20 protein-coding genes and 1 tRNA gene are annotated in these 25,384 nt (G+C 61.5%); 7 read left to right on the top strand and 14 right to left on the bottom strand.

Annotated features, from left to right (window positions below):
* Positions 1 to 169: 169 nt before the first annotated feature.
* From OXI69_01820 to OXI69_01835, 4 genes are all read right to left on the bottom strand, one after another.
* Entirely contained in the window at positions 170 to 1,012 is an 843-nt protein-coding gene (locus OXI69_01820; GenBank protein MDE2664870.1) for an efflux RND transporter permease subunit, read from the bottom strand.
* 238 nt (positions 1,013 to 1,250) lie between these two features.
* On the bottom strand, positions 1,251 to 3,242 hold the full coding sequence (locus tag OXI69_01825) for a cytochrome P450 (protein MDE2664871.1): 1,992 nt from the start codon (positions 3,240 to 3,242) through the stop codon (positions 1,251 to 1,253).
* A gap of 224 nt (positions 3,243 to 3,466) precedes the next feature.
* Positions 3,467 to 4,939 carry an efflux transporter outer membrane subunit gene (locus OXI69_01830; protein MDE2664872.1) on the bottom strand — a complete coding sequence of 491 codons (1,473 nt, stop codon included), beginning with the start codon at positions 4,937 to 4,939 and terminating at the stop codon, positions 3,467 to 3,469.
* Between the two features lie 259 nt (positions 4,940 to 5,198).
* Positions 5,199 to 6,245 carry a phytoene/squalene synthase family protein gene (locus OXI69_01835; protein ID MDE2664873.1) on the bottom strand — a complete coding sequence of 349 codons (1,047 nt, stop codon included), beginning with the start codon at positions 6,243 to 6,245 and terminating at the stop codon, positions 5,199 to 5,201.
* A 330-nt stretch (positions 6,246 to 6,575) separates the two neighbouring features.
* Here OXI69_01835 and OXI69_01840 point away from each other — a divergent pair, with 330 nt between their 5' ends.
* Genes OXI69_01840 through OXI69_01865 form a run of 6 tightly spaced genes read left to right on the top strand, consistent with a single transcriptional unit; the run spans position 6,576 to position 12,770 of the window.
* The gene (locus OXI69_01840) at positions 6,576 to 7,760 is read left to right on the top strand and encodes a DUF1214 domain-containing protein (GenBank protein MDE2664874.1); all 1,185 of its coding nucleotides are present in this window, start codon (positions 6,576 to 6,578) and stop codon (positions 7,758 to 7,760) included.
* A gap of 38 nt (positions 7,761 to 7,798) precedes the next feature.
* Positions 7,799 to 9,040, top strand: coding sequence for a sulfotransferase (locus OXI69_01845; protein ID MDE2664875.1), 1,242 nt, complete (start codon positions 7,799 to 7,801; stop codon positions 9,038 to 9,040).
* 50 nt (positions 9,041 to 9,090) lie between these two features.
* Entirely contained in the window at positions 9,091 to 10,107 is a 1,017-nt protein-coding gene (locus OXI69_01850) for an SDR family NAD(P)-dependent oxidoreductase (protein MDE2664876.1), read from the top strand.
* A 4-nt stretch (positions 10,108 to 10,111) separates the two neighbouring features.
* Entirely contained in the window at positions 10,112 to 11,107 is a 996-nt protein-coding gene (locus OXI69_01855) for an SDR family NAD(P)-dependent oxidoreductase (GenBank protein MDE2664877.1), read from the top strand.
* Between the two features lie 11 nt (positions 11,108 to 11,118).
* On the top strand, positions 11,119 to 11,574 hold the full coding sequence (locus tag OXI69_01860; GenBank protein ID MDE2664878.1) for an SRPBCC domain-containing protein: 456 nt from the start codon (positions 11,119 to 11,121) through the stop codon (positions 11,572 to 11,574).
* Positions 11,574 to 12,770, top strand: a complete 1,197-nt coding sequence (locus tag OXI69_01865; protein MDE2664879.1) for a carboxylate-amine ligase — start codon at positions 11,574 to 11,576, stop codon at positions 12,768 to 12,770. The genes OXI69_01860 and OXI69_01865 overlap by 1 nt, the downstream gene beginning before the upstream one ends.
* A 74-nt stretch (positions 12,771 to 12,844) precedes the next feature.
* Here OXI69_01865 and OXI69_01870 read toward each other — a convergent pair.
* A tRNA-Ala gene (locus OXI69_01870) sits at positions 12,845 to 12,921 on the bottom strand.
* Positions 12,922 to 13,145: 224 nt separating this feature from the next.
* Positions 13,146 to 14,315, bottom strand: coding sequence for a hypothetical protein (locus tag OXI69_01875; GenBank protein MDE2664880.1), 1,170 nt, complete (start codon positions 14,313 to 14,315; stop codon positions 13,146 to 13,148).
* Between the two features lie 296 nt (positions 14,316 to 14,611).
* Between OXI69_01875 and OXI69_01880 the strand changes: the two genes are divergently transcribed.
* Positions 14,612 to 15,742: a hypothetical protein gene (locus OXI69_01880; GenBank protein MDE2664881.1), complete on the top strand. Its 1,131-nt coding sequence runs from the start codon at positions 14,612 to 14,614 to the stop codon at positions 15,740 to 15,742.
* 69 nt (positions 15,743 to 15,811) lie between these two features.
* On the opposite strand, the gene OXI69_01885 is transcribed toward OXI69_01880, so the two are convergent.
* From OXI69_01885 to uvrA, 8 genes are all read right to left on the bottom strand, one after another.
* Positions 15,812 to 16,600 (bottom strand): aldolase/citrate lyase family protein, encoded by a 789-nt coding sequence (locus OXI69_01885; protein ID MDE2664882.1) that lies wholly within the window; start codon positions 16,598 to 16,600, stop codon positions 15,812 to 15,814.
* A gap of 186 nt (positions 16,601 to 16,786) precedes the next feature.
* Entirely contained in the window at positions 16,787 to 17,722 is a 936-nt protein-coding gene (locus OXI69_01890; GenBank protein MDE2664883.1) for a dihydrodipicolinate synthase family protein, read from the bottom strand.
* A 23-nt stretch (positions 17,723 to 17,745) separates the two neighbouring features.
* Positions 17,746 to 18,540: a phytanoyl-CoA dioxygenase family protein gene (locus OXI69_01895; GenBank protein ID MDE2664884.1), complete on the bottom strand. Its 795-nt coding sequence runs from the start codon at positions 18,538 to 18,540 to the stop codon at positions 17,746 to 17,748.
* A gap of 173 nt (positions 18,541 to 18,713) precedes the next feature.
* Positions 18,714 to 19,445, bottom strand: coding sequence for a SprT-like domain-containing protein (locus OXI69_01900; protein ID MDE2664885.1), 732 nt, complete (start codon positions 19,443 to 19,445; stop codon positions 18,714 to 18,716).
* A gap of 6 nt (positions 19,446 to 19,451) precedes the next feature.
* Positions 19,452 to 20,141, bottom strand: a complete 690-nt coding sequence (locus OXI69_01905) for a hypothetical protein (GenBank protein ID MDE2664886.1) — start codon at positions 20,139 to 20,141, stop codon at positions 19,452 to 19,454.
* 4 nt (positions 20,142 to 20,145) lie between these two features.
* Positions 20,146 to 20,781, bottom strand: a complete 636-nt coding sequence (locus OXI69_01910) for a hypothetical protein (GenBank protein MDE2664887.1) — start codon at positions 20,779 to 20,781, stop codon at positions 20,146 to 20,148.
* Between the two features lies 1 nt (position 20,782).
* Positions 20,783 to 22,174 carry a tetratricopeptide repeat protein gene (locus OXI69_01915; GenBank protein ID MDE2664888.1) on the bottom strand — a complete coding sequence of 464 codons (1,392 nt, stop codon included), beginning with the start codon at positions 22,172 to 22,174 and terminating at the stop codon, positions 20,783 to 20,785.
* Positions 22,175 to 25,105, bottom strand: a complete 2,931-nt coding sequence (gene uvrA, locus OXI69_01920; protein ID MDE2664889.1) for an excinuclease ABC subunit UvrA — start codon at positions 25,103 to 25,105, stop codon at positions 22,175 to 22,177.
* Between the last annotated feature and the right edge of the window lie 279 nt (positions 25,106 to 25,384).

Here is a 25,384-nt window from a genome sequence, read left to right on the forward strand (position 1 = left end):
TCAATCCCTTCCCGACATCTTCCCCCAACAAGAAGTTGAAGTTCCGCGTCGCTCAAATCAGGAATCCGGTCCAGTCTTGAACACTCCTGTCTCTAACCATTGAACCAACGCGTCTTATGCAGCCGGGCCGCGGTCAAGCATCGGCTCGCTGAAGAGAGGCTCGGCGGGTTCAGCTGGCCGTCGCTGCCCCGCGGCCTGAGTTGGCGCTCGGATAGATGGCCATAAGTGCGCGTATGAGCAGCATCGGTATCGCGGTCTTGATCATGACGCCGACCCCGAGCGAGGCCGCGAAGAGGACCGGAAACTGGGCCTGAATGGCCCGTTCGAGAATGAGGGGCGTGAAGCCCGGAAACGTGGTACCGAGGTCGGATTGATGGGGCGGAAACGCCACTTGGCGCCATCGATGATCGCCTGCTTCGCACCGGAGCCCTCCCGGATCCTCCAGTCGATAAAGTCGATTCAGCAGCGACTCGGACAGCGAGATGAGCAACATGCCTATGATGATAATCGGCAATGCGGCCCATATTTCTCCGATCCCGCCGGGGATGAAGAGCAGGGGCGTGAACGCCGCCACCAAAGTAAGAACCGCGAAAATCAGGGCATTCTTGATCCTCCGCGTGCCCCGAATGGCCGCCGCCACTCCCGGAAGGCCACGCTTGCGCTCGTAGTGGATATATTCGGCCACCACGATGGCATCGTCGACGATGATGCCGATAGCCGGAACGAACGCGAAGAGTGAGATGGTGTTGATCGCGAGGTCAAGCACCAGCACCACGGCCAAGGCCCCGATGCCCGGGGTGATCAGCCCAGCCACAACCCAGATTGCGAGCCGTATCTCGGGAAACAGGGCCACCGCCTTGACACCCTGCAGCGCCTCCACCCGCTCCTCGATCTCGACGATGATCGATTTCTCCACTTCGTCGGGCACGGCGCCGGAATAGGCCACTGACACTTCGATGGTATTGAAGGCAACCGTCGGCCAGGCTTCCCGCTCCAGGGCGCCAAGCGCCACCAAGACGGCCGCCTATATGCCAAACATCAACAAATTGGCGGCAACGGGGTTGCTTGCCATGTAGGCAATGGGACCGCTTGGCTCCCCCAGGTAGGGATCGGTTCCATTCATCGGATACACCTGGTGTTAGATTGGGAGGACTGAGAACCGGAGGGATCAGAGCAACGGGAATCAGGCCGAACTCGGACTTGCATTCTATTCATGACAGTGGCCGGCTTTGGGACTTCAGAACTTCCCTCTAGGCTGTTTCCGCAGCTTCCAGGGGGTGCCGATGCCGAACCACCCGAAATTTAAACTTCTTGTTGGGACTGAGTTTAGGCAATGGACTCACCTTCAGCTTGTAATTTGCCGGAACCATATCCAACTCCAGGTGGCGGGCGATCAATAGCACATTGACCGCCAATTGTAGCTCGGTCCAAAGCGCTCCTCCACACACGTGGGTCCCGACTCCAAAGGGGGCGTAAGCTCCGCTCTGCCTGTGTTCGTTTCGGGGCGCCTTGTACCTTTCGATATCGAAGGCGTCGGGGTCCTTGAAGTACTGCTCGTCGTAATGAGGTGCGGAAAAGGCAATCACAACGTTGCTGTAGGCCGGAATCTCCATACCGTCGACCTCGAACGTATTCATGGCGGTACGCAGGTGCACCGGCACCACCGGGTGCAGCCGCAGCACCTCCATGATGAACCGGTGCGTCACATCGATCGCTGCCGGTTTCTTCAGATCGGCCGCAACCGGATCGCCGCCTGCAAAGAGCGCGTCGGCCTCGGAGACGAGGCGTTCGCGCAACTCCGGGTGTGTCAGCATCTCATAGATCGCGAAAGCCGTCGCGCTCCCCAGATAGTGTCCAGCGATGATCGGTGCGATGAACGCAAAACCCAGATCGGTTTCCGGCAGGAACTGTGGGTCGGACTGATGCAACTCCATGAGGTCGTCGACCAGATCCCGCCGCTTGCCTTTGCGTTGCGCCGGTGTATGCGATGCATGAATCTGGGCATAAAGCTCCAGGATCCGCGCTTTGTAACGCTTCATCGCCGGCGTGCGCAGCGTGAAGCGGGGAAGGAGACCGGCTACATGAACCAGCAGCGCCCGGTATTCGAACTTGAGGAGGTCATCAAGTATGTCGGACGGTGTAATGCTCACGCTGAGCTGTGCGATCTGATCGCCTATGAGCTGTTGGCAACTCATCTCGCCAGGTACGACCTTCCCAACGCCCCACTGGGCAAGCGTGTTTCTGCCCATGGCGAACACGTCATCCAGCCGATCCTCGACGACCGCAGGGGAATTGCCCGCGTGAACCGCCTTGCGCATGCGAAAATGATCCGCCCCGTCCAGGCTGGCGATGGATCTTGCCGTTCCCCACTCCTGTTGAAAATCCTCGAGATAATCCCGAGTGCGCAGGTGAAGTCTGCCCTTGCGGCCCACCCAACGGTTCATTTCGGCGCTGGCCAGCACCACTTGTCGACGAATGCCCGACCTGATCTGGAAAATCGGTCCCAATTCCTTGCTTTTTTCGCACATGAACTTGGGCACATTACCCGAACGAAACGTTCGCGACGAAAGCAGACCGTACAGCCCCACGACCGGAATGGGGCGGCGCTGCACAGAGCGCATGCTTCCCGGGGGGCGATAGGAACTGCGTACCGCCTCTCCGATGGTCCGTCCGATCAAGTCCAATCTGCTGAGGATTTCGATTCTCTCCGCGGCGAGCTCATATTCCTCAGGCTCAAGCAGGGCTCGCATTCCTCCGCAACTGCTCATGAGACCAATGATGGCGAAGTCTTGAGGATCGGGGATCTCGTCGCTGAACAGCACTCTCATGATTCTGCTTTTAATCTCTTCCCCGGTCTCGCCGTCAATCACCGGGTATCGCCGCGACCGGGCGACTTTGCTGGACAGAGCCCAGTATCCTCCGGAATCAGCGGTAAGTACTCCCAGATTGACCAGGCGATCGATGGCCTTGGTGCTAATCTCCTCCGAGCGCCGCGCGACTCGTTCGACCCAGTATTGTGGAGAACGCACTTGCCTATCCTCCAGGATCTCCTTCAGCACGGGGTCCAGCAGGTCATCGCCGGTAGGCCTGGGATCAATCAGGGAAAGCGTCTCCAGATCCGAGTCGATGCGATCTTCCAGAGCGAGGTCTATCAGGACGCTCCCCGCCAGTGCGCAGGACATTTTCCACTCCGGGATCGGGATGAAATAGCCTGTCTTTTCGTCGAGCAACAACAGAAGCATTTCTTCGGCAAATCTCATGGTCCACACCCTCTCATGGAGACTCGAGACTGCTTGTGAAATCCATTCGCGTTGGCTTAACCTGCACTCTCATCGACGAGGCCGGAAATGGTATGCCCTGCCTGACTCGCCCGCGGCGGCGTTCCTCAGTCCGGAGTTCGGAACCTGCCTTGCCGCCTCCGTGACGCCCATAAGTGCCTCGGACCGCAACTCCTTCAGCACCCTGGTCACTTGCCCTGCTCTCCCTCAAACATCACCGGGATGAGGGCTCCCGGCGAGCCCGCCGGGGCATTGGAGTCGAAGCCACCTCCCAACGCCAGGTGGAGATCGATCCGATTGTCCAGCAGGAGATGCTGCAGGGACAGGATCTGACTCTTCATGTTGAGGATGCGCCGTTCGGTCTCCAGCACCGTCAGCACGCCGCCCTGACCATGGCGATAGCGAAGCTGGGCCTGCTTCCGAGCCGCTCGGGCCTCGGCAGCCGATTCTTCCAGCTCAAGCAGCCGGTCACGCAAGAGTCTTTCGACCGAGAGAGCCGTCTCCACTTCGCCGAAGGCCTTCAGGACAGAGTCGGTATAAATCTCCAGGGCCTCCTCTGAGCGGCTTCGGGCGATGTCGACCTGGCGTCGGAGACGCCCACCCTGAAAGATGGGCTGAACCAGGTTGCCCAGCAGGTTCCAGACGGCGTAGTTCCCATTCAACAGGCTCAGCAGCGAATCGGTGGCCGTTCCACCGCCGGTGGTGAGACTCAATCGAGGATGAAGAGCTGCCTGAGACTGGACAATGCCCGCATCGGAAGCCAGCAGGCGCCGCTGGGCCGCGATGAGATCGGGCCGGCGGGTCAGGAGCTCGGAGGGAAGACCGGCCGGAACCTGGGAGGAAACCGCGGGTAGAGTGTCTCGAACCTTCAAATCCCCACCAGGATAGCGCCCGGCCAGAAGTTCGATCTGCAGGATGCCGCGGTCCAGTTGCTCGCGACGGAGATGAACCAGAGATTCAGCCTCGGACAAGTCCGCCAGGGCCATGCGAAATTCCAATGCCGTCTGGAAACCCGCCTCAAAGCGCTTTTGAACCCACTGGGAGGTTGTCTTGTAGCTGGCCACCATCTCGCGAGCCAGGGCCAGTTGAAGCTGTGCTGCGGCGGAGGCAAACCAGGCCTTCGCCGTTTGGGCCGCCAGGGAATGCCTGGCTGCCGCAAGGTCCGCCGACTGTGCAGAAGCCAGAGCGCCTGCCCGAACCTGACCGCTGCGGATTCTTCCCCAAAGGTCCGCCTCCCAACTGATGTCGAGACCGACTCCCATGAGGGTGTAGGTCGCTTGGGGCACCCGACCGGCAAATCCGGGAAGGGGCAAACCGATGAAGTTCTGCCGCTGGCGGCTGCTGTTCAGGGCAAACCCCATGGACGGCACCAGATCGGCGCCGGCGATTCGGGCCTGGTTGAGGGCCGCCTCCAACCGGTCGGCGGCAGCAAGGAGCTGGTGATTATTGCTCAGGACCTCCTCGATCATGGCATCCAGTTGGGGGTCTCCGAACTGTTTCCACCAATGGACGTCGACCGTTCTCTCCGTTGCCTCCCCCGAGTTCCAGACTGCCGGAACCTGCACTCTGGGCTGCCGCTGGGGAGGAGCCCCCGAGCGGTAGCACCCGGTCACCGGAAGAAGGACGGCAAGCAGCAGAAGGGAAAGTGGCCTCATTGCCATGGCTGGCCCCGGTTGGGGCTCTGGGTTCGGATACCCGCGGCCGGGAAAAATCCGGGCAATCGATTACCGGGTGCAACTCCGAGGACTTGGAGTTTCCGGCCGGGTTGAAGGCGCACCCGGTCATGCCCGTGGCTGGACCCACCTATTTTGTCACCGGGTGGGCGGCTGTTTCAATCCCCGATTGAATGGCAAACCACGCTGGGGTAGGCGACGAGTCGGCTGTTCGGCGTTCTGGTCGGTCCTTTTGAAGAGGTCCCGCTCATGCCGGCGACGATTTGGGCAGACCGAAGGTAAATAGCTTGAAGAGCAATTTCAACGCCAGGTTGGAACGCACCAGGACACTGGTGAGGATGGCTGCCGCCCACACGCTACGCCGTGAGACCGTGACCTCCCGTCCGCTCCTGAAGTTCGGCTTGCGGCATATGCGTCGCAGGGTCAGCACCGCAATCGCCAGTGGCCACACGCAGGAGCGGCGAATGCCGGCCTCTTGGGTCGGGAGGTTGTCGATGAACCGCAACCCGTTTGCGAGGTGGTCGCTCGTCATCGCCACGAGCTGGAGAAGTCCCTGGACGAAGCCCGGATCGGCCATTCCGGGAGAGAGGGAACGGAGTTCCACTCCGGCCGCACGGAAGACGTCCCGAGGCAGCCAGCATACGCCGCGGCTGCGGTCCTCCCAAAGGTCCTTGAGGATGTTGATCATCTGCAGCCCCTGACCGAAGGAGACCGACAGCGGCATCAGATCCTCTCGCCGCTTTTCGATCGCTTCGGAGTGTTCGCAAAACAGCGCCGTCAGAGTTTCGCCGACCACACCGGCCACGTGATAGCAATAGCGGTCCAACTGCGCCACGTCCCGTAGGCCCTCGGCGCTCGCGTTGCGTTGAAACTCGACCATGCCGCGCGACATGATCCGAACGCAACGGTGAATCGCCTTGCGCTGTGCAAGGTTGAGACGCTGAGTGACGCGGATAACCCGAGGGGTGTTGGCGACCAGATTCCCCGTGGAACTGTCGGCTGGCGAGGACAACAGGGGGGCGAGCTCGCCGGCAAACGAAGCGGGGTCATCCCGGCCGGCCAGGATCTCGACAAATCGTTCCGAGAAAGCCTGTTTCTGCACCAGGGAAAGCGCCCGATCGTCTTCGATGGTATCGGCAATCCGGCACAGGAGATAAGCGTTCCCCACCGCCTCGTTCAGGTTGCGCGGCAACTGAGCAATGGTGAGCGCGAAGGTGCGGGCGACACCTTTCAGCATTTCCGCCTGGAATGCGATGTCGTCCGACACCGGAGAGTCCAAGTGAGTTGCGGCCATGTGGATGCCGATTCCCTATGAGCGAACTGAAAACAAGCTGTTCCTGCAGGATGTGCCAAGCAACTCGAGCAACCGGTTGACCTGAAAGCCCCGCTTGAAAGGGCCAGAGAGTCCGCCGAAAGAACAACTGCCACCCTAAACACTTACGGACCCGCCGAATCGACGTGTGGGTCCGCAGCGGGGCAATTGGAAAACCACCTGCCCCAAGCTACCATAGCAAGACTGAAACGGTGCCCACAATCGCACGCGTGCCAGGCTCTGGCCACAAAGGGACAAGAGCGATCCACCCACGACAGTCAACTGGGCCAGCCCAGGTTGAAGAGGTGAACCATGCGAAAGCTCGGCATATTGCTCCTGAGTCTGTTTCGACGGATGTCCCTCTTGATCCGGTGGCTGAGGGGCCAAACGGAAGAGGACGCTGCCGCCCGGCGGGTCGTCCTAGGCGAGTCCTGGAACGAATTCTGCGATACCCTCAAGGCGGCGGGAGCCGCACTGCAGTTCCCGGGCGCTCCGCAGGATCGGTTCAACCAGGCCGAAGGCTATCGATACCTCAGCCGTATCGCCCGCGCGGGCCTGATGGCGTTCGTGGAACACGCCGACGCCAAGGCGCCGGTGCTGCACCGCGTCGTCGACGAGGTCACCAAGCTGGGCAGTGACAATCCCGACAATTTCTACCAGACGGCCGCTCTGAACGGCAGTTACGAGTACAGGATCTTGGGACGACGCAACACCATCGCCTACCTGAGCCTTGGCACCCAGTCCGGGAATTACGGTCAGGGCGGTGGTTTGCCTCCCACCGGGCACATCGAATCCGACCAGATCGAAATGGATCCGGACGGAAAGTTCGAACTCGTGCTCAGTTCGAGACCTCAACCCGGGAACTGGCTTCCCATGACACCCGAGACCGGTACCCTGGTGGTACGTCAAACCTTCCTCGATCGGGAAACCGAGACTCCTGCGGAACTGCGGATCGAACGCATCAACTGTCCCGAGCATGAGCGCCGTCCCTCCCCTCTGACACCGAGGCAGCTTGACCAGGGATTGGCAAAGGCGGGAGCGCTGGTGGCGGGCGCACCGCTGCTGTTTGCGAAATGGGCGCGCGACTTTCAGAAACACAGCAACCTGTTGCCGATGTTCGATCCGGAAGTATCACTGGCCGCCGGGGGCGACCCCAACATCACCTACTACCACAGCCATTGGGCGATTGGGGAGGACGAGGCCCTCCTGATTGAAGTCACGCCCCCGGAATGCGAGTACTGGAACTTCCAGTTGAACAACTACTGGATGGAATCTCTGGACTATCGGCACTACACGATTCACACCAACAAGCATCTGGCTCTCTATGAAAACGACCGTTCCATCCGGCTGATCGTGGCCCATCAAGACCCTGGCCTCCCCAACTGGATCGAGACCGCCGGCCACACTTGCGGGACGATGTGTTTTCGATGGGTGCGCGCCAATGAAAGCCCTCAACCCAGTACACGGCTGGTCGAGTTGAGCAGTCTGAGAAGCTAGCTGAGAACAAGGACATCGTTACGGGTGAAAGGGGTATTGTGACCTCGACGGACTATGAAAACCCCTATCGGCCATTCCCGATCAGGCTCTACAACTACCTGGGCAGGGAGAGCAGGAAGCTCGGGCTGTCGGGTGACCTGCAAGCCGAGGTTATGGTCGAGCGCGCCAGGCGAAAGACGGGGCTTGCGGATTTCGGTGAAGGGGGACATTTCGAGGCCCTGGCAGTGCTGGTCAAGTCAATCAACCACGAAGCCGGTCTTACCGCCACGGGCAGGCTGATACAGAAATTCCGACTCACCGGTGCGCTTGTCAATCGCTTGAGGATCCAGGAACTGCTCAGGACACATCCGGAAATCCATGACATCGAACTTGGCAGGGTCATCCTGGTTACGGGGTTGCAACGTTCCGGAACAACGCTGTTGCACCGCCTGTTGAACTCCAATCCCGACATCCGCGGCCTGTCAGGTGCGGAGTTGTTGGAGCCGGTGCCGGCGGGCAGTATGGAGGGGCGCGGAAAAATTGCCCGCAGGCTTCGCTCGATTCTGGCGCAACGGGCCATTACCTACCTGTCACCGCGGTTCATGGCTGTCCATCCCATCAGCTACAGCGAGCCGGAAGAGGATGTCATGCTGCTTGACCTGAGCTTTATGAGTCAGGCAGCCGAAGCGACCATGCATGTTCCCGGGTATTCTCGCTGGCTGGAGGCCCAGGACCATGGACGGGCTTACCAACATTTTCGCAAAGTGTTGAAGATTCTGTGCTGGCAGCGTCCGGGCAACCTATGGGTGCTGAAGACCCCGCACCACATGGAATACCTGGATGTTTTTCTGAAGACCTTTCCGGATGCGAGAATCATACAGACCCACCGCGATCCGCGAAAAACATTGCCTTCATTCTGCAGCATGGTCGCGCAAGGCCGCGCCATTTTCAGCGACCGCGTAGATCCGAAGGAAATTGCAAGGCACTGGTGCAGGAAAGCGCTCAGGATGATTGAATTGACTGAAGCGGTCCGGTCAGGGACGGACCCCGATCGATTCATGGACGTCTCATACCATGACTTGATGCAAGACCCCATCGCCCAACTTCGGAGAATCTATCGGTGGGTCGGGGTCAACTTTGACGATACGACGGCGCAGAAGGCAGAGAACTATATCGAGGCCAATCCGCAAAACCGTTTCGGCCGGCATTCCTATTGTCTGAGCGATTTCGGTCTAAGCGAGGAGATGATCGAAGAAAATTTCTCCGGCTATCGTGAGAAGTACACCATCCCGTTCGAATGAACAGACCGGATCTCGTTGATACAAGAATTCCGGCTGAAGGAGTCTACGCCGTGGAGAAAGAACCCCGACTCATCGGAGACAGCACGGCTTTCGGCGCGCTGGTCGCTGCAATCCGGGACCTCAGGCAGCCGAAGCACGCCGAAGTCAGCCCGGTGCCGGACGATGTACGGATCGACGGCAGGACCTGCCTGGTGACCGGCGCCAACAGCGGGCTGGGCAAAGCCGCCGCCGTTGAGCTTGCGCGGCGCGGCGGCAACATGATTCTGGCCTGCCGGCCCGGACATGGGGAAATCTGCGAAGAGGTCAGGAGGCGGTCGGGATCCGCGACCGTGGAAGTGATGGAGGTCGACCTCGCGGATCTTGGATCGGTGCATCGATTCTGCGATATCTTGGATTCACGCCGGATTCGCATTGACATTGCGCTGATGAATGCCGGACTGATGGCTCCCAGGGCCAGAAAATCCGCGCAGGGATACGAAATGATGTTTGCCGTGCATTTCCTTTCGTCGCGCGTCATGATCGACCGATGGATGCGGGACGGAGTGATGTGTCCGTCAAGCCGGCCCGGCGAGACTCCGCGGATCGTATTTGTTGCGTCCGAGGCTCACCGTTGCTCCCACGCTGTCGATTTCGATCGTCTGGGTGCATTCACGGACTACCGCAGGAAGGAAAGCTTCAAATACTACGGCATCAGCAAGCTGCTGTTGTGCATGTACGCGACCGAGCTCTCCCGTCGCCTGAACCCGGGCGACAGAGTCAAGGTGGCAGTGCACGCGATGTGCCCCGGAGGTGTGGCTTCAAACATTGCCAGGGACACGCCGGCACTGCTCAAACCGCTGGTCAACCCGCTCTTGCAGCACTTCCTGCAACCTCCGGAAGAGGCCGTGGGACCGGCGATTTACCTGTGCTGTGCCGAGGAAGCCGGCAACACCACGGGAATGTATCTCCACCTGATGCAACGGAAATCCGTTCTCCCGGCCGCATCCGATCCGGGAAACGGAGCCGGACTATGGGAAGCCAGTGAAAAGCTGGCGGCGGCATCGCGGGAATTCCTCCAAACCCCCTAAAGACATGCCCAGCACCCTTGCCAAGGCCGTCAGCCATCTTTGGCGCCTTTGTACCCCCAGGCCCCTGGCGGAAAGGGTAGACCTGTCCGGACGGAAGGTCATCGTCACCGGAGCCTCTCCTCGATCCATCGGTTACGAGACCGCAAGGATTCTTGCCGGCTGGGGTGCGCAGGTTGTTGCCACCAGCCTGAGGAACGTGGAATCCACGGAGAGCTGCCTGAAGAAAGACTTGCGGGGCATGAACGCCGACGAGAGCAAGATCACGGTCCACCCGCTTGATCTGAGCGATGCCGACAGCGTCGGTGGTTTTGCAGCTTGGTATCGACGCAGGCATGAAGGACGCCTGCACGTCCTCGTTAACAACGCGGGCACCCACAAGAACATCCTCACGCCACGCAGGAGGCCAGCCGCCACCAGGGACGGCCTTGAAGTTCATTGGCGAACCAACTATCTCGGGACCTTCCACCTGACGAAACTGCTGCTGCCTTGCCTGAAGAAGAGCGGTCTGGAAAGCGGAGATGCACGGGTGGTCACCGTTTCTTCCCACTTGCACGACAGGATGGAGAACAAAGACCTCTTCAATGACAGCCAGGGTTACAATTCCTGGGATGCGTACGGGTTGTCGAAATTGGCGCTCATTCATTTTTCATTTGAGATCGAAAGACGGTTCGGGAAGGATTACAACCTGATTTCGACGGCGGTGCACCCGGGGTCGGTCTTCACCAACATCACCCGGAGCGCGATACCGGAAGAAATGGTCGGAGTCACCCTGAGCCGCGCCTGTTCCGCACTTGCTTCACTGGTACTGTTTCATCCGAAGCACGGGGCACAGACCGTGGTGATGTGCGCAAGCATGTCGCGGTTGCAGGGGGGAAGCTATTACGAGCACTGCAAGATCGCCGAACCGAGCGATCAATGCAGGCAGGAGTCGGTCTCGAGAGAGTTGTGGGACCGGTCGGCTGACTGGGTCAGGACTCTCGAGAACCCTCGGAGTGAATGACCATGCGGACATTGGAAATTCGCACCGAGCCAGTTGAGATCAATGCACCGATTGACGTCGCCTGGACTGTCCTGACCGAGGTTGACAAGTACAGCCAGTGGAACCCGTTCACGCCGCAGGTCCGAACCGATTTTTCGCTCGGATCTCCCGCGAACCTGCTGGTACGCATGGGGCCGGCAAAGTTCAGAATCACCGAAACCGTATGCGCATTCGAAAAACCTCGGCTTATCGCCTGGAAAAAGAAATTCGGAGCTCCCTGGCTCCTGCACGCGGTGCGGGAACAGCATCTCGAACCTGTCGGAAAGACAAGTTGCAGCTATCACAACACCGATAGATTGACGGGTCTGCTGGCACCCATGGTGTTCGTTTGTTTCGGCGGTTACATGCGTCGGGGCTTCCATGATGTGGCAGAGGGATTGAAAGCCTGGGCGGAAGCACTCGACGCTGAGACCGGAACCAATGGATAATGGAAGACTCAGGGAGTCAGCCCGCGTTTCCCACCATGACCGTGAGTGAATCCGATCTCAACATCACGCTCGGCGTCGAGGAGGAGTTCTTCCTGGTCGACCCCGACACCCGCGACCTGGAGTCCGATCCGAACCCCGGTATCTTCGAGGCGTGCGAACGAAACCGCGGGCCCCACACGGTCGCGCACGAAGCGTTCCGGACGCAGATCGAGACCAGCACCAGGGTGTGCGGGTCGGTGACGGAGGCGTGCGAGGCGGTGCGGGAAACCCGCCGCCTGGTGATCGAGGCTGCCGCCGAGCACGGGGTGGCGGTGATGGCGGCGTCGACCCACCCGTTCGCCGAATGGAAGTCCCAACTGATCACGCCGCGGGAACGCTACCAGCGATTCGTCGTCACCTTTCAGGAGAGCGTGCGACAGCTACTCATCGGCGGCATGCACATCCACGCCGGCTTCGGCGACCCCGACTCGCGGATCCGGGTCATGACGGCCATGCGGCCCTACCTGCCGCTGCTCCACGCGCTATCGACATCCTCGCCGTTCCACGGCGGGCGCGAGACCGGCTTCAAGTCCAACCGCCTGAACATCCTGGGAGTGCTGCCCCGCACCAGTCTGCCGGGCCCGCTGTCGTCGCGGGCGGAGTATGAACGCCTCTTGGCAACCTACCAGCGCATGCGTTTCATCCAGAGCGGCAGCGAGTTGTGGTGGGATATCCGACCCTCCCAAAACTTTCCGACGGTGGAGATACGGATCTGCGACGTTTGCCCGCGTCTCGACGACGTAGCGAGCATCGTGGCGCTCTACGCTTCGCTGGTCCGGCGCCTGTCCCGCCTCGACAGCGCAGGTCTGCTGCCTCCCGATCCGCCGACCGAGTTTATCGCGGAGAACCGTTGGCTTGCCCAACGCTACGGCGTGCTGGCGTTCTTCGGTGACCTATACGGCGCCGAAGAACGGGTGGACATCGAAGATTACGCCTCGCGGCTGGTGGAGGACCTGGCGGAGGATGCCCACGAGCTCGGCTGCGAGCGGGAGCTTGGCCAGGTGCTCACCATCGTTCGAGAAGGCAGCGGCGCCGACCGCCAGCTCGACCATTTCCGGCTCCGCCGGCTGGAGGGCGACACCGAACAAGAAGCGTTGCGGGCCGTGGTCGACCAGGTGGTTGCCGAGACTCGCGAGGGAGTCGGCCCCGATGCGTAGTGTAGGGCGGTGAGCTATTGGTGAGTTCCCGCTCTCCACCAATTCCCAAAATCTCTGTAAATTGTTGATATTATTGGTGGAGCTGATGGGGATCGAACCCACGACCTCCTGACTGCCAGTCAGGCGCTCTCCCAAGCTGAGCTACAGCCCCTCCGGTGGAATCGGGCGGGTGGCGCTGGAACTTTCAAACGGACCGACCGCGAAGCAAGGTTGGCAGCGGCCAAGTCGGGCTCCAGCACGTGGCGCAGAGTAGCACGGAGCAAGAGGCTTGTAAAGGCGGTTCCCTGACGGTTCCGGGGTGGGTCGGTCCCAGGCGGCAGGGCAGTTGCCGGCCACCACTGACCGGAACGAATCCGGGACGGATCAGCCCTCCCGCTACTTCCCGGAACGGATGACCCGTACCCGGTGGGCGTTGGTGTCTCCGACGAAAACGGAGCCGTCGCTATCGACGAAGACCCCGTGTGGCCTGCCCATTTTGCAGGTGAGCGGGTCGTCTTCCGGTCCGTCGCCCGCCTCGCCGGTGCCCGCAACCAGTTCGAGCGTGCCCCGGCTTCGATCCACCATGCGGATGGAATGGCTCTCGGTGTCCGCCAGGTAGATGTTGCCCTCCGGCCCCACGCTCAATCCCTTGGGACCCGATAGCGTTGCCTGCAGGGCCGGCTGCCCGTGACCGGTGAATCCCGACTCGCCGGTCCCGGCCACGTGGTGGATCGACAGCGCCTCCATGTCGATGCGATAGACCGCGTTGCCTTCCCGCAGGGCCAGCCACAGATTACCCTCGGCATCGAAATCCAGCGCCCGGGGCCCGTTGAGCGGAGTTCCCGACAGAGCGGCTCCGTCGGGGGTCCTGCCCTGCTCTCCGGTCCCGGCGAAGGTCACGATGTGGCCGTCCTGCCCGCCGACCTTCCGAATTCGATGGTTGCCGATATCGCAGATGAAGAGGTCCCCGGAAGGACCGAGCTGGATGCTGTGGGGCCGGCTGAGCCTGGCTTCGATCGCCGGTCCCCCGTCGCCGCTGAACCCACTTTCTCCCGTGCCCGCCAGGGTGGAAATCAGGCCGGTTTGGCCGTCCACCCTCCTGACCACGTGGTTGGCCATCTCCACGAACACCATATTGCCCTGGCGGTCGAAGCGAATCTCGTAAGGTTCATTCAGGCTGGCCTCGAGGGCGGGGCCGCCGTCCCCGGAATAGCCGGCCTCCCCGTTGCCGGCGACGGTGGCGATGGTCCCGTCGGCAGCCACTCTGCGGATCACGTGGTTCCCGGTGTCGCAAATATAGAGGGCGCCGTCCGGCCCGCGAACCACCCCGAAGGGTTGGTTCAGCTGAGCCTGCACGGCCGGGCCACCGTCCCCGGAATAGCCCGCCGACCCATTGCCGGCAACGGTAACGACTTCTTTCCCGACCGGGTCGCTGTGCCCACCGGGACCTGTGGAGGACTGGCAAGCCCAGGCAGCCGACATGAAAACGGCCAAGAGGCAAGACTGAAATCTCTTCATGGTTGAGAACCCGTAACGATAGTGGTTAGTGGTCAGTGGATAGTGCATAGTTACTCGATCGACACGTTCAGCATGGTGTGGGTCTTGGCGCCGCTTGTCCTTGACGGAGATCCATTGATTTCCTTGCCTATTCGTGTTCATTGGTGTCCATTCGTGGTTCGTCTTCATTGAGTCTTCAGCCGTTTTTCCTCGTTTGATGCGCACGGCAGGCCGGGGCTTCGCCAACTACTGATCACTGGCTACTTACCACCGACGGTTCCTGAGCGCAAACAATCGCAAGATGGTATGATTCCCGGGCGGTCTGTCCCGCCAAGCCGGCTCCGCGAATCCTTCAGGAACGAGTCATGAACGACGACCTGTTTGACGCTGTTGAAAACGCCCTGAAATCTACCGGCTCGGAAGCCGGGTTCGAGCTGCTGATCGAACGATTCCGCCAGGAAAAGAACTATCCGCTGATCTTCAACGCCCGGCTGATGAAGAAGCGCCACGAGTTGGGCCTGGGACTCATCGAACTCGATTCCAAACCCGAGCTTCCCAAGGAAAAGGCGGCCCCATACCACCAGGCCCAGATCGCGGCCGCCCGCGAAGTGGGGCAACTCTTCCTGGATGACGGAGCCATCGAGCAGGCCTGGCCCTACTTTCGGGCCATCGGCGAGACCGGCCCCGTGGCTGCCGCCATCGAAGAGCTGGAGCCATCCGAGGAGATGGCCGCCATCATCGAGATCGCCCTTTATGAACGGGTCAACCCCCGCAAGGGTTTCGAACTGCTGCTGCAGAGCTATGGAACCTGCCGGGCCATCACCGGCATCCAGCAATATCCGGCGGAGGAGGGACGCGCCGAGTCGGTGGCCCTGCTGATCCGTACCCTCCACGGAGAAGTGCTGGACAATCTGAAACGGACTATTGCCGACAAAGAGGGAAAAGCTCCCGACACCTCCTCTGTCACCGACTTGATCCAGGGGAGGGACTGGCTGTTCGGAAAATTCAGCTACTACGTGGACAGCTCCCACCTGCTCTCGGTAGTCCAGATGAGCTTGGACCTGGAAGACCCGGAGATGCTGAAGCTGTCCCTGGAGCTGGCCGAGTACGGCACCCACCTGTCGTCCGAATTCCAGTACCGCGGGACTCCGCCCTTCGACGGCTACCTGGATTACGCCTTCTATCTGCGGGCCCTGCTTGGGCGCGAGGTGGACCGGACCGTGGCCCACTTCCGGGGAAAGCTGCCCCGGCAAGGAGGAGAGGACGGGGACTTCAATGCGGCCCAGGTCCTGGTTGGCCTGCTGGCCAGAATCCAGCGCTACCCCGAAGCCGTGGAAGTGTCTCTCCAGCACCTCGCCGGCGTCGAACCGGCCCAGCTCACCTGCCCCAGCGCCGTCCAGCTCTGTCAGCTCGGGGGGGACTACGGGCGGCTCAAGGAAGTGTCCAGGAGCCAGGGAGACCTGTTGAGCTACGTGGCCGGCGTCCTGCAGCACTAATGTCCTGTCTGAGAAACCGGACATGAGCCGGGCGGGACCGCCCGCCGGCATCCCCGATCGACCCGCCGATCAGGATCCCTCCAGCGCCTTCCTCAGATTTTCCCCGTTCTCCTTCAGCCAGTGGAAAAGAACCATGACGTCGGTTCCCAGGGCGAAGTGGCGCACGCCCAGATCCAGGTAGTACTTGGCCTGGTCGACACTTTCGATTTCCGCCCGCGGAGGAATGCCGGCCTCCAGGCCGGCTTCGATGACCCGCCGCTCCACCGCCTTGATGTCCGACTGGCGCCACTCCCCGGGCCGCCCGATGCTGAGCGAGTAGTCGGCCGGACCCCACTGAATCATGTCGATGCCACCCAGGTCCAGGATCTCGTCCAGTTGCTCCACCGCCGTGTTCTTTTCGATCATCAGCGCCACAACCGTTTCATCCAGGGCCCGGGCGTACTCCGCTGACCCTCCGTACCTCATGTAGGTGATGCGGCGCGTAGCCACCCCGTGATGGCCGCCGGCCTCGGGGGTCTCCGGCTTTACGGCCCGAATGCACTCCCGCACGTCCTCCACGGTCCGACAGTCCGAGAACAGGACTCCCTGAAAGCCGGACCCGATGCCGCGCTGGGCCAGAAAGCCACGCGGTTCCTGGTCTACCTTGATGATGGCCGACATGTCATGGAGCTCGACGGCCCGGCAGAAATTGTCCAGCGAGTTCAGGTCGAAGGGAGCATATTCGGCCACGAACTCCACGTAGTCGAAGACGCCCGTGTGACCCACCACCTCCACCACAGAGGGCCAGATGCTGTGCAGATGGGTGGCCAGCGTGGGCTCACCGGAACTGAGCTGTTGCTTGAGCTTGTTTTTCCTCACCTAATGATCTCCTTTTTAGTGGTTAGTGGAGAGTGGAGAGTGGAGAGTTATTTGATCGACACGCTACACACCTTGTCGGTCTCGGCGCAGTCCTTCAAAAAAGCGCAGTCGGTTCATCAGGCACTCGCCCGTTCCCAAAACCCTCGGCTGACAACTCTTCACTGTCCACTCTTCACACTTCAAACTTCACACTTCTAACTTCCCAAGGCCGGCATCCTCCAACGTCCGGAGGGCACGTTGCAGCAGGCGTTCCAGGTGCTCTCGGGTATAGACGTCCGGCTGGTAGGCGGCCTGCCGGCAGTGGGTCTCCTCCAGCCACCCTCTGGCCTGGAGCAGGCGTTTTTCGCAGTAGTGATAGAGCTCCAGGTGTTGCAGCGACAGGAACAGCAGGGGGACGATTCTCTCGAAGAAGTGAAACGCCCGGTCGGTATCCCCCTCCTTTGCCAGCCAAAAAATCCGGTTCAGAAGATCGGCCAGGCCCAACCCCGGCATCAGACCGCAGATGCCCGCGGGAATCAACTCCATCATGTACAGCCCGCCCCAGCCGGTAAGGATACCCACCTCGCCTCCGGTGGCCTCGACCATTGCGGCCACCTTGGAGGCACTGAGCGGCTCCTCCAGTTTCAGATAGGCCAGATTGGGGCACTCCGCTCGCAGCCGGGTCAGGAAGGCGGTGCTTAGGGTGGGACCTCCCGGATTGAAGTCCTGAAGCAGGCAGGGGGCCGTGAAGCTGTCGAGGAATGCGGCCAGAAACCTCAACAGGTCCTCTTCCGGGACCGGAAACTGCCGGGGAATAGCAATGGAAATCAGGTCCGCCCCCGCCTCCAGATTGGATCTTGCCAGCGCCGAGGCCACCCTGGAGGAACCGTGGTTGCACTGGGCAACCACCTTCAGCCGACCCGCCGCCTGTTCGACCGCCACCGCCACTACCCGGGTCCGCTCCTCCTCGGAAAGCTTGTAGAACTCGCTTCCGTAAGCGGGCAGGCAGACAGCATCCACCCTGCAGGCGACAGCGAAGTCGACCAACCTTCGCAAGGCCCCTTCATCTACGGACTCGCCGGCATCGAAGGGGACCGGGATAATGGGGACGACGCCGCCGATGGCCTTCCCGTTTGCGTTCAAGTGCACCTCCAACACCGAAAAGGTCAGACAATCTCGCCGCAGCGCCTGCCCCGAACCACGTGGAACTGAGGCCGCTCCTCCTCCGGACCGGTGTAGCGGAAATCCAACGGCATATAGTGGCAGATGATGGCCCGCCTGCGATGGGGCGTGCGGTTGGGCGGCGTCCCGTGATGGGTCAGGCAATGGTGCAACGAACCGTGCCCCGGCCGGGCCGGCACTGCCACCGCCTCGGACTCGTCCACCTGGATTTCCTGCACCGCGGCTGCCGTCCCTCCGCTGGCCGCCGACAAGGGGCGGCCGCTCCTGTGCTCGGCCAGGCCCCGCTTGTGGCTCCCCGGAACAAAGCGCATGCAGCCGTTTTCCAGAGTGGCTTCATCGATGGCGATCCAGCAGCTCACCATGTTCATGGGGCGAATCGGCCAGTAGGCCGCGTCCTGATGCCAGGGCTGAGAGGTCCCGTGAAACGCCGGCTTGAGCAGCGCCTGGGTGTTGTAGATCACCAGGTCCGGTCCCAGCAGGTCCTCCACCACGTCCAGCAACGCCGGGTCGGCGGCATGCTCCATGAACAGGGGAATGTGGCGGTGAGGGTAGCGAATCTGGTAGACGAACTTCTTCCGCTCGGTACCCCGGCCCAGGTCCGCTCCTTGCGATACCGGCTCCCAGCGAATCAACTCCGGAGGATAGGGCACCTGGCCGCCGGCGATGGCGTCGATGGCCTCGCCGATCCGCCGGACCCGGCCCACATCCAGAAAGGGGCCGAACCCCAGGTAGCCTTCATTCCGGAAGAAGCTTTGCTGTTCGGGTGTCAGTCTCTTCACACCGGAGCTCCCTGGCTCATGCCGCCGCAAGACAGCCGGCGCCGTGTGCCGACCGGGTCGGATTTCAACAGATGCTGTGGAAAAAGCTGTGCAAAACGCCCGTTGAATTGACGCAACTGCAAAGAAAACCGCGTTTGGAGCAGATTGCACTGCTCCGTGTTCACAGCCCTTGTTCAGGAACCGTTCCGGATCCAGTTCCTGGCCTCTTCATGCCCGCGAAAGGTCTGCTCTTCCTCCCGAAACTGCCGGGAGTGGGGGTTCCTGACATCGAAAAAGGAGCGGGCCAGAAGCTTGGCGTGCAGCATCTCGTGAAAGAGAACATAGCGCACCACCACTTCCGGAACCCTGGGGTGGTCCAGCCACCGGCTGAGCGTGATGCTCCGGTGAGACGGATCGAAGTGTCCCAGAATCCTGCGACTCTTCCTCAAGCTCCACCCCAGCCGGACAGGAGGCAGGCGCCCCTTGAAGTACTCGCGGTTGAGATCGTCGAACAGGTCCGTCAGGTGGTAACGGTTGCCCTCGGGGCCGGCCAGCAGCTTGCGCCCGCGCTTTCGCCGGGAGGCCCGGTCCTTTCGCCTCATCTCGGGAGAATTGCTGAACTCCCGATAGGCTGCCCGAGCCGCCCGGGGCACCTCATGGCGGTACAGCTTGGCCAGCAGAATGGAGGCCAACGCCTCCATGACCGGCGCCGGCGCCCGCCTGAAGAGATCGCTGAGCCGAACCAGGAGCCGGCCCTGCCGGAGTCGAACGGTGTGGTTGATCCCCACGAAGCGATAATACTCAACCCCGATCGACGGGCAGGGTTGTTCTCGTTCAAGCCCGTGGTAGGCCTCGGCAAAGATCCGGCCGATCTGCGACAGGGTCAAGCCCCCGCGGCCGATGTTCCGCTCAGGCTGCGTGTTCATCTTCCCTCACGGCCTGGCCCGGCGCTTTGGCGGCCCCTCCTCGTCAATGACTCCGCCTGCCAGCTCAATGGTCTCCTCCAACGCCTCGTCCAGATCCGACAGAATGTCGGCAACCTCCTCCGCCAATCGACTTTCGCTTCCTTCCACTCGATCCAGCCTGAGGGCGAGCCAGCCGTCGAACTCGGTCAGGGTTTTCCGCAGTTTCTTCAACGACTTGCGGAACTTCTTGGTGTTCATGCGTATGAGCCGACCCGTTTCCAAATCCCAAACACTGAGAGGCCGATCCAGGGGATAGCCGTCCAGATTGGTCTCGATGTCCTCCAGGCACATCGCCACTTCCTTCATCCATCCCCTGAAGGAAAGGGAACGGGCAGGCTCAGCCGATTCTTTTCCCCGGCGCCGGGATTGGGCTCGGGAACCGCCATCCCCACCCTCGGAAGCCTCCCAACTGGCCATGGCGCCCTCCATGCGGCGCTTGAAAATGTCGTTCAGAACCGACATCCGCTGGTGGGGCTTCTGAGAATCTCGAACCTTTTCGATCTCCTCGGGAGTGAGATAGTCGACGGTGCGGGCATGGAGCCCGCCGGAAACCGGCAGCAGCACGGCCCAGGCCGCCACCGCGGCTGCCCAGGCGGGCCAACGGTTCCAATGTCGCCGGAAAAAATCGGCACGCACGCGATGGATTCCTGTTCTCATGGTCTCACTCGATCCGGCATGGGGAAGGATCCCCGTCCGTCCCCTTCCGAACGGACCCGGCAGACCCTCCATTGGAACGGCCGGTGTTGTCGGGTCCGAACAGCGCTGCAATCATGTGCCGCTTGACCGCTTCGGCGCAGGCGATGGTGCGGTCGATCACCTGTTGCCGGTCGAAGGGGTAGAGATCCCTCAGGTCGGTCAGTTGCCGCAACTGCTTTCGCAGGGATATTTCCAGGTGCTTGAAACCGCCGGGCTTGCGCTGAGGGTCCCGTTGCGAATCCTTCAGGACCCGCTCGGCCCGGCCGACGGCGCCGGCATACCGCTCCAGCATGCGGTCGGCGTCGGAATAGAGGCCCCTCCGCACCCTGCGGCTGACGAATTCCAAGTCGATGGCCGACATTTTGATCAGGATCTTTACCTTCTTGACGGTGTTTCCCTGTCGCTTCAGCTTGGCCTGCTGGCCCTGGTACTGGCGCTCCAGCTTGGTGTCGCGGGCAAGGACTGGACTTGCCAGGGACAGGATCATCAGGTAAGCCAAAAGAGACCAGACCCAACTGCAGCACGGCAGCCTCGGCTTGCGTACACCGCGGCCGCGCCCGTCGGGGCGGGGCGCGCCGCACATGGTGGCCATCGCTTTCAAGTCACCTTCTCCCTGCCCTCTTCTTCAGGCCCTTCAACCTCTGACGAACCTGAAAGCTCTCCCGGTCGTGCCGCCCCTGGTCCAACTCGAGAAACTTCTCGTACGGCGGGATGGCCTTACCATAGTGCCCCAGCCTGTCGTAGGCAACTCCCAGGTAAAAGTAGGTCATTGCCTCCTCCGGCTGCAGTTCCCGATAGCGGTCCAGCAGCGGAATGGCCCGGCCGAAATCTTCCTGCTTCAGGAAAATGGCGGCGAGCTTGTTGTAACACTGGGCGCAGTCGGCGTCCAGATGCAGGGCCTGAGCCAGCCTCTTCCCGGCAGGTTCCAGCCGGCCGGATTGCAGATGGAGCGATCCCAGCAGAAAATACCATTCGGGATTGGCCGATCCGGGCAGCCCCTTTTCCAACAGGGTAACGGCCTCGTCAAACTGCTCCAGGCGAATATGGAGCTTGACGATCTGCAGCGAGAGCTTCTCCCTCCGCGCTGGGTCGGGTTGCCGCTCCAGTGCGATTTCAAGTGACTGGATGCCCCGGTCGTAGTCCTTCCGATCCACCCGCATCCAACCGATGGTCTCGTGCAATTCCGGTCCCGCCGAGGGATCGGCCGCCAGGCGCTCCAAGTAGACCAGGGCCTTATCCTCCTGACCCATCTCCAGGTAAAGGGCCGCCAACTGGCGGTCGCTCGCTTCCATGTCCGTCGCATGGGGACGGGAGGCCATGACGTGCCTGGCGGCTCCGGCATAGTCCTTTTTCCCGAGATAGACAGAGACCAGCGCCGCGTGGATGACGGCTTGCTCATCCCCGTCCCGGGCCAGATCCAGCGCCTGCTTGTAGCTGGTTTCCGCTTCCGTCAGGTGGTCCCGCAAGCGATGGACCTCTCCCGTCAGGAATAAGGGCCGCCAGCTTTCCGGACTCAAGGCCTTGGCTCGCTCAAAATGAACAAGGGCCTGACCCGGGTTCTTGCGGTTGAACCAGATGACCCCCAGGTTCATCTCCGCCTCCCACAGGTCGGGGTCGTTCTTCAGGGCTTCGCGGTAGGAGCCGATGGCTTCCTGAGCCTGGCCGGCTTCGTACTGGGACAGCCCCAGGCCAAACCAGGCCACGGAATTGTGAGGATCCTCGATCAGGGCCAACTGGTAGGCCGAGATGGCTTGCAGGAACTCCCGGGCCCGGCGGTGACCCTCGGCCAGGCCGAGATAGTCCAGCTCGGCTTCTTCCGGCTCGATCGCCTCCTCGGCTGCTTTTCCGGGGACCGGGGGATGCAGGACCGGACCGCCGGCGCTGGGGCCGGCTGGAAAAGCCCAAGTCGCCAGGATCGTCCAGAGGCAAAACAGCACGGCCAGAGGCGCCGGCGGCAAGGGCCACCGTCCCTGTCTGTGGACGCGTATCGCCATTCAATGCACCCTTTGGCCGTTTCCGGCAAGCACTTCCTTCAGGAACCGGCCCGTGTGGCTCCCCTTGGCGACTGCCACCCGCTCGGGGGGACCGGCGACCACCACGGTGCCGCCCTGATCGCCTCCCTCCGGTCCCAGGTCGATGATCCAGTCGGCCGTCTTGATCACATCCAGGTTGTGCTCGATGACCAGGATGGTAGCCCCGGCCCGAACCAGGCGGCGAAAAGCCCGCAACAGCTTGTGGACATCGTCGAAATGCAGACCGGTGGTGGGTTCGTCGAACAGGTAGAGCGCGTGCTTGCCCACTTGGCGGGAGAGGTGAAAGGCCAGCTTGATTCGCTGGGCTTCCCCGCCCGAGAGCGTGGTGGCCGATTGTCCCAGCCGGAGGTAGCCGAGCCCCACGTCCTCCAACACCCTCAGTTTCCTGGTCAGCCGGGGGACGGCTGAGAAAAAGCTCATGGCCTCCCGCACCGTCATCTGCAGCACTTCGTGGATATTCTTGCCTTTGTAGCGCACCTCCAGCAAGCTCGATTTGAAACGAGTTCCCTTGCATTCCTCGCACACCAGTTCCACGTCGGCCAGAAACTGCATCTCCACGGTAACGGTGCCATCCCCCTGGCAGTGATCGCAGCGTCCACCCGCCAGGTTGAAGGAAAAGTCACCGGCGCTCAGACGCCGCTCCCGAGCCTCCCGGGTCGAGGCAAACAGCTCTCGAACGGCATCGAAGGCCTTGATGTAGGTGACCGGATTGGAACGGGGAGTCCGGCCGATCGGCGACTGGTCCACCAACCGGACGTCCGAGATCCAGTGTTCGCCCTCCATGCGCTGGTAATTGCCCCGATCCGGAGCTTCCCCCTTGCGGGCCTTCAGCGCCGCGTAGAGGACCTGGTGCACCAATGTCGACTTCCCGGAGCCGGATACTCCGGTGATGCAGGTGACAATTCCCAGTGGAATCTCCACGTCCAGCCGTTTGAGATTGTTCTCCTCGGCCCCGTAGAGCCTCAACCAGCGACTGTCGGGAGAAGACCGGGAAGAAGGGACAGGGATCTCCAGCTCCCTGCTCAGGTACTTTCCCGTGAGTGAACCGCGGCAATGGATCAAGTTGGGGAAATCCCCGGAATATACCACCCGTCCCCCCTGTTCCCCCGCTCCGGGCCCCATGTCGATGATGCGGTCGGCGGATTGGATCATGGCCGGCTCGTGCTCCACCACCAGGATGGTATTGCCCATATCCCTCAGGCTCTTGAGGATCTCGATCAGTCGGGCGTTGTCGCGAGGATGCAGACCGATGGAGGGTTCGTCCAGGACGTAAAGCGCTCCCACCAGGGAGGAGCCCAGGGAGGTGGCCAACTGAATCCTCTGTGCTTCGCCTCCTGAAAGGGTGGCGGCCAGCCGATCCAGCGTCAGGTATTCCAGGCCCACTCGATACAGGAAATCCAGGCGCATGCGCAACTCTTCCAGGATCCGATGGGCTACGCTGGACTCATAGGGGGTCAGCTTCAGATTGCGGAAGAATTCCCGTGCTTCGCCGACGGTCATGGCCGTGACCTCACCGACTTCCCTCCCGTCGATCTTGACGGCCCGGGCCTCGGCGCGGAGCCGGGACCCGGAACAGCTCAGGCAACGAGTGTAACCGCGGTAGCGGCTCAGGAACACGCGGATATAGAGCTTGTACTTCTTGGTCTCCAGATAATCGAAGAAGCGCCGAATGCCTCGAAAGCCCTCGTCCCCTGCGTTGATCAAGTCCTTCTGCCAGGGGAGCAAATCACGGTAGGGGACTTCCCAGGGAATGCAGTGGCGCTGGGCAAAGCGCTTGAACTCGGCCCGCAGCCTCCGATAGCGCGGCTTGGTCCAGGGCTCGATGGCTCCCTCCCGCAGACTCTTGTCCGGATTGGGAATCACCCGCTTCAAATCGATATCCATGGTATTGCCGAACCCCTGGCAGCGGGGACAGGCTCCAAACGGGTTGTTGAAGGAGAACAGGCGGGGCTCGGGTTGCTCGTATGAGATGTTACAGCGGCGGCACACAAATCCCTCGTTGAAGGAGAAGCGAGTGCCCACCGCCGCTCCGTTGTGTTCGAAATCGCCAGTTGCCGGGTCCGGGCCTTCATCCGGCCGGCCCACCACTTCGGCCAGTGCGTGGCCCGAGCCTTCCCGGTAGCAGATCTCCAGCGAGTCGGCCAGCCGCTGGCGCAACCCGGGTCCGATGATGACCCGATCGACCAGAACCTCCAGAGGTGCGGCAAAGTCCAGGTCCAGCAGCGACTCGGGGTCGGACAGCTCGTAGATGCGTCCCTCCCGGTAGAGGCGGTTGAAGCCATGTCGTCGCAGGTCTCGGAGCACGGTCTTGAGGAGTTCCGACTCCCGCCCCCCTGAGCGCGACTTCGTGGCCGGACGACTCTTTTTCAGCTCCTGAAAACGACGATAGTGGGCGAAGGGAAACAGGATATGGAGACGCGTTCCGGCGGGAAGCGCCATCAGCCGGCTGACTGCCTGGTCTAACACGTCCTTCTTGACCTCGGTTCCGCACTGCCAGCAAAAGGTGCGACCGATTCGAGCGTAGAGCAGGCGCAAGTAGTCGTAGATTTCGGTGACCGTTCCCACGGTGGAGCGGGGGTTGCGCAGGCTGTTCTTCTGCTTGATGGCAATGGCCGGCGAGATGCCCGCCACCTCCTCCACGTCGGGTTTCTGAATGCGTTCCAGGAACTGGCGGGCGTAGGCCGAGAGCGATTCCACATAACGCCGCTGCCCCTCGGCATAAATGGTGTCGAAGGCCAGGCTGGACTTCCCCGATCCGCTGACTCCCGTAATCACGGTCAGACTTTCGTGAGGAATCTGGCAATCGACATTTCTGAGATTGTGTACCTTGGCGCCTCGAACTTGAAGAACTTCCCGGTCCGTGGAGCGGAGAGGTTGAATGGTTGAACGCATTCAGGGGCCTACGGTGAACGCTAGCGGGATGAGTCGAACGGATCAGTATATGGGAGGGGCTCCGCGGTTGTCAAAGAGCCGGGAATCCGGGGTTGGGGGGATCATCGAACCCGTGAGCCGGTGCCGCAGCGACTATCCCCAGGCTGCTTGTCCTATCTGCTCATGATTCTTGATTCACATCAATGCGCAGGTTTTTTTATTCACATCGATGCACAGGATATACAGGATTTTTCTGGGCTATTTCTTCTCCCTCTCCGGTGTCGTGCAATCCCGGGCATC

The organism is Acidobacteriota bacterium (assembly GCA_028875575.1).
GTDB lineage: Bacteria > Acidobacteriota > Terriglobia > Versatilivoradales > Versatilivoraceae > Versatilivorator.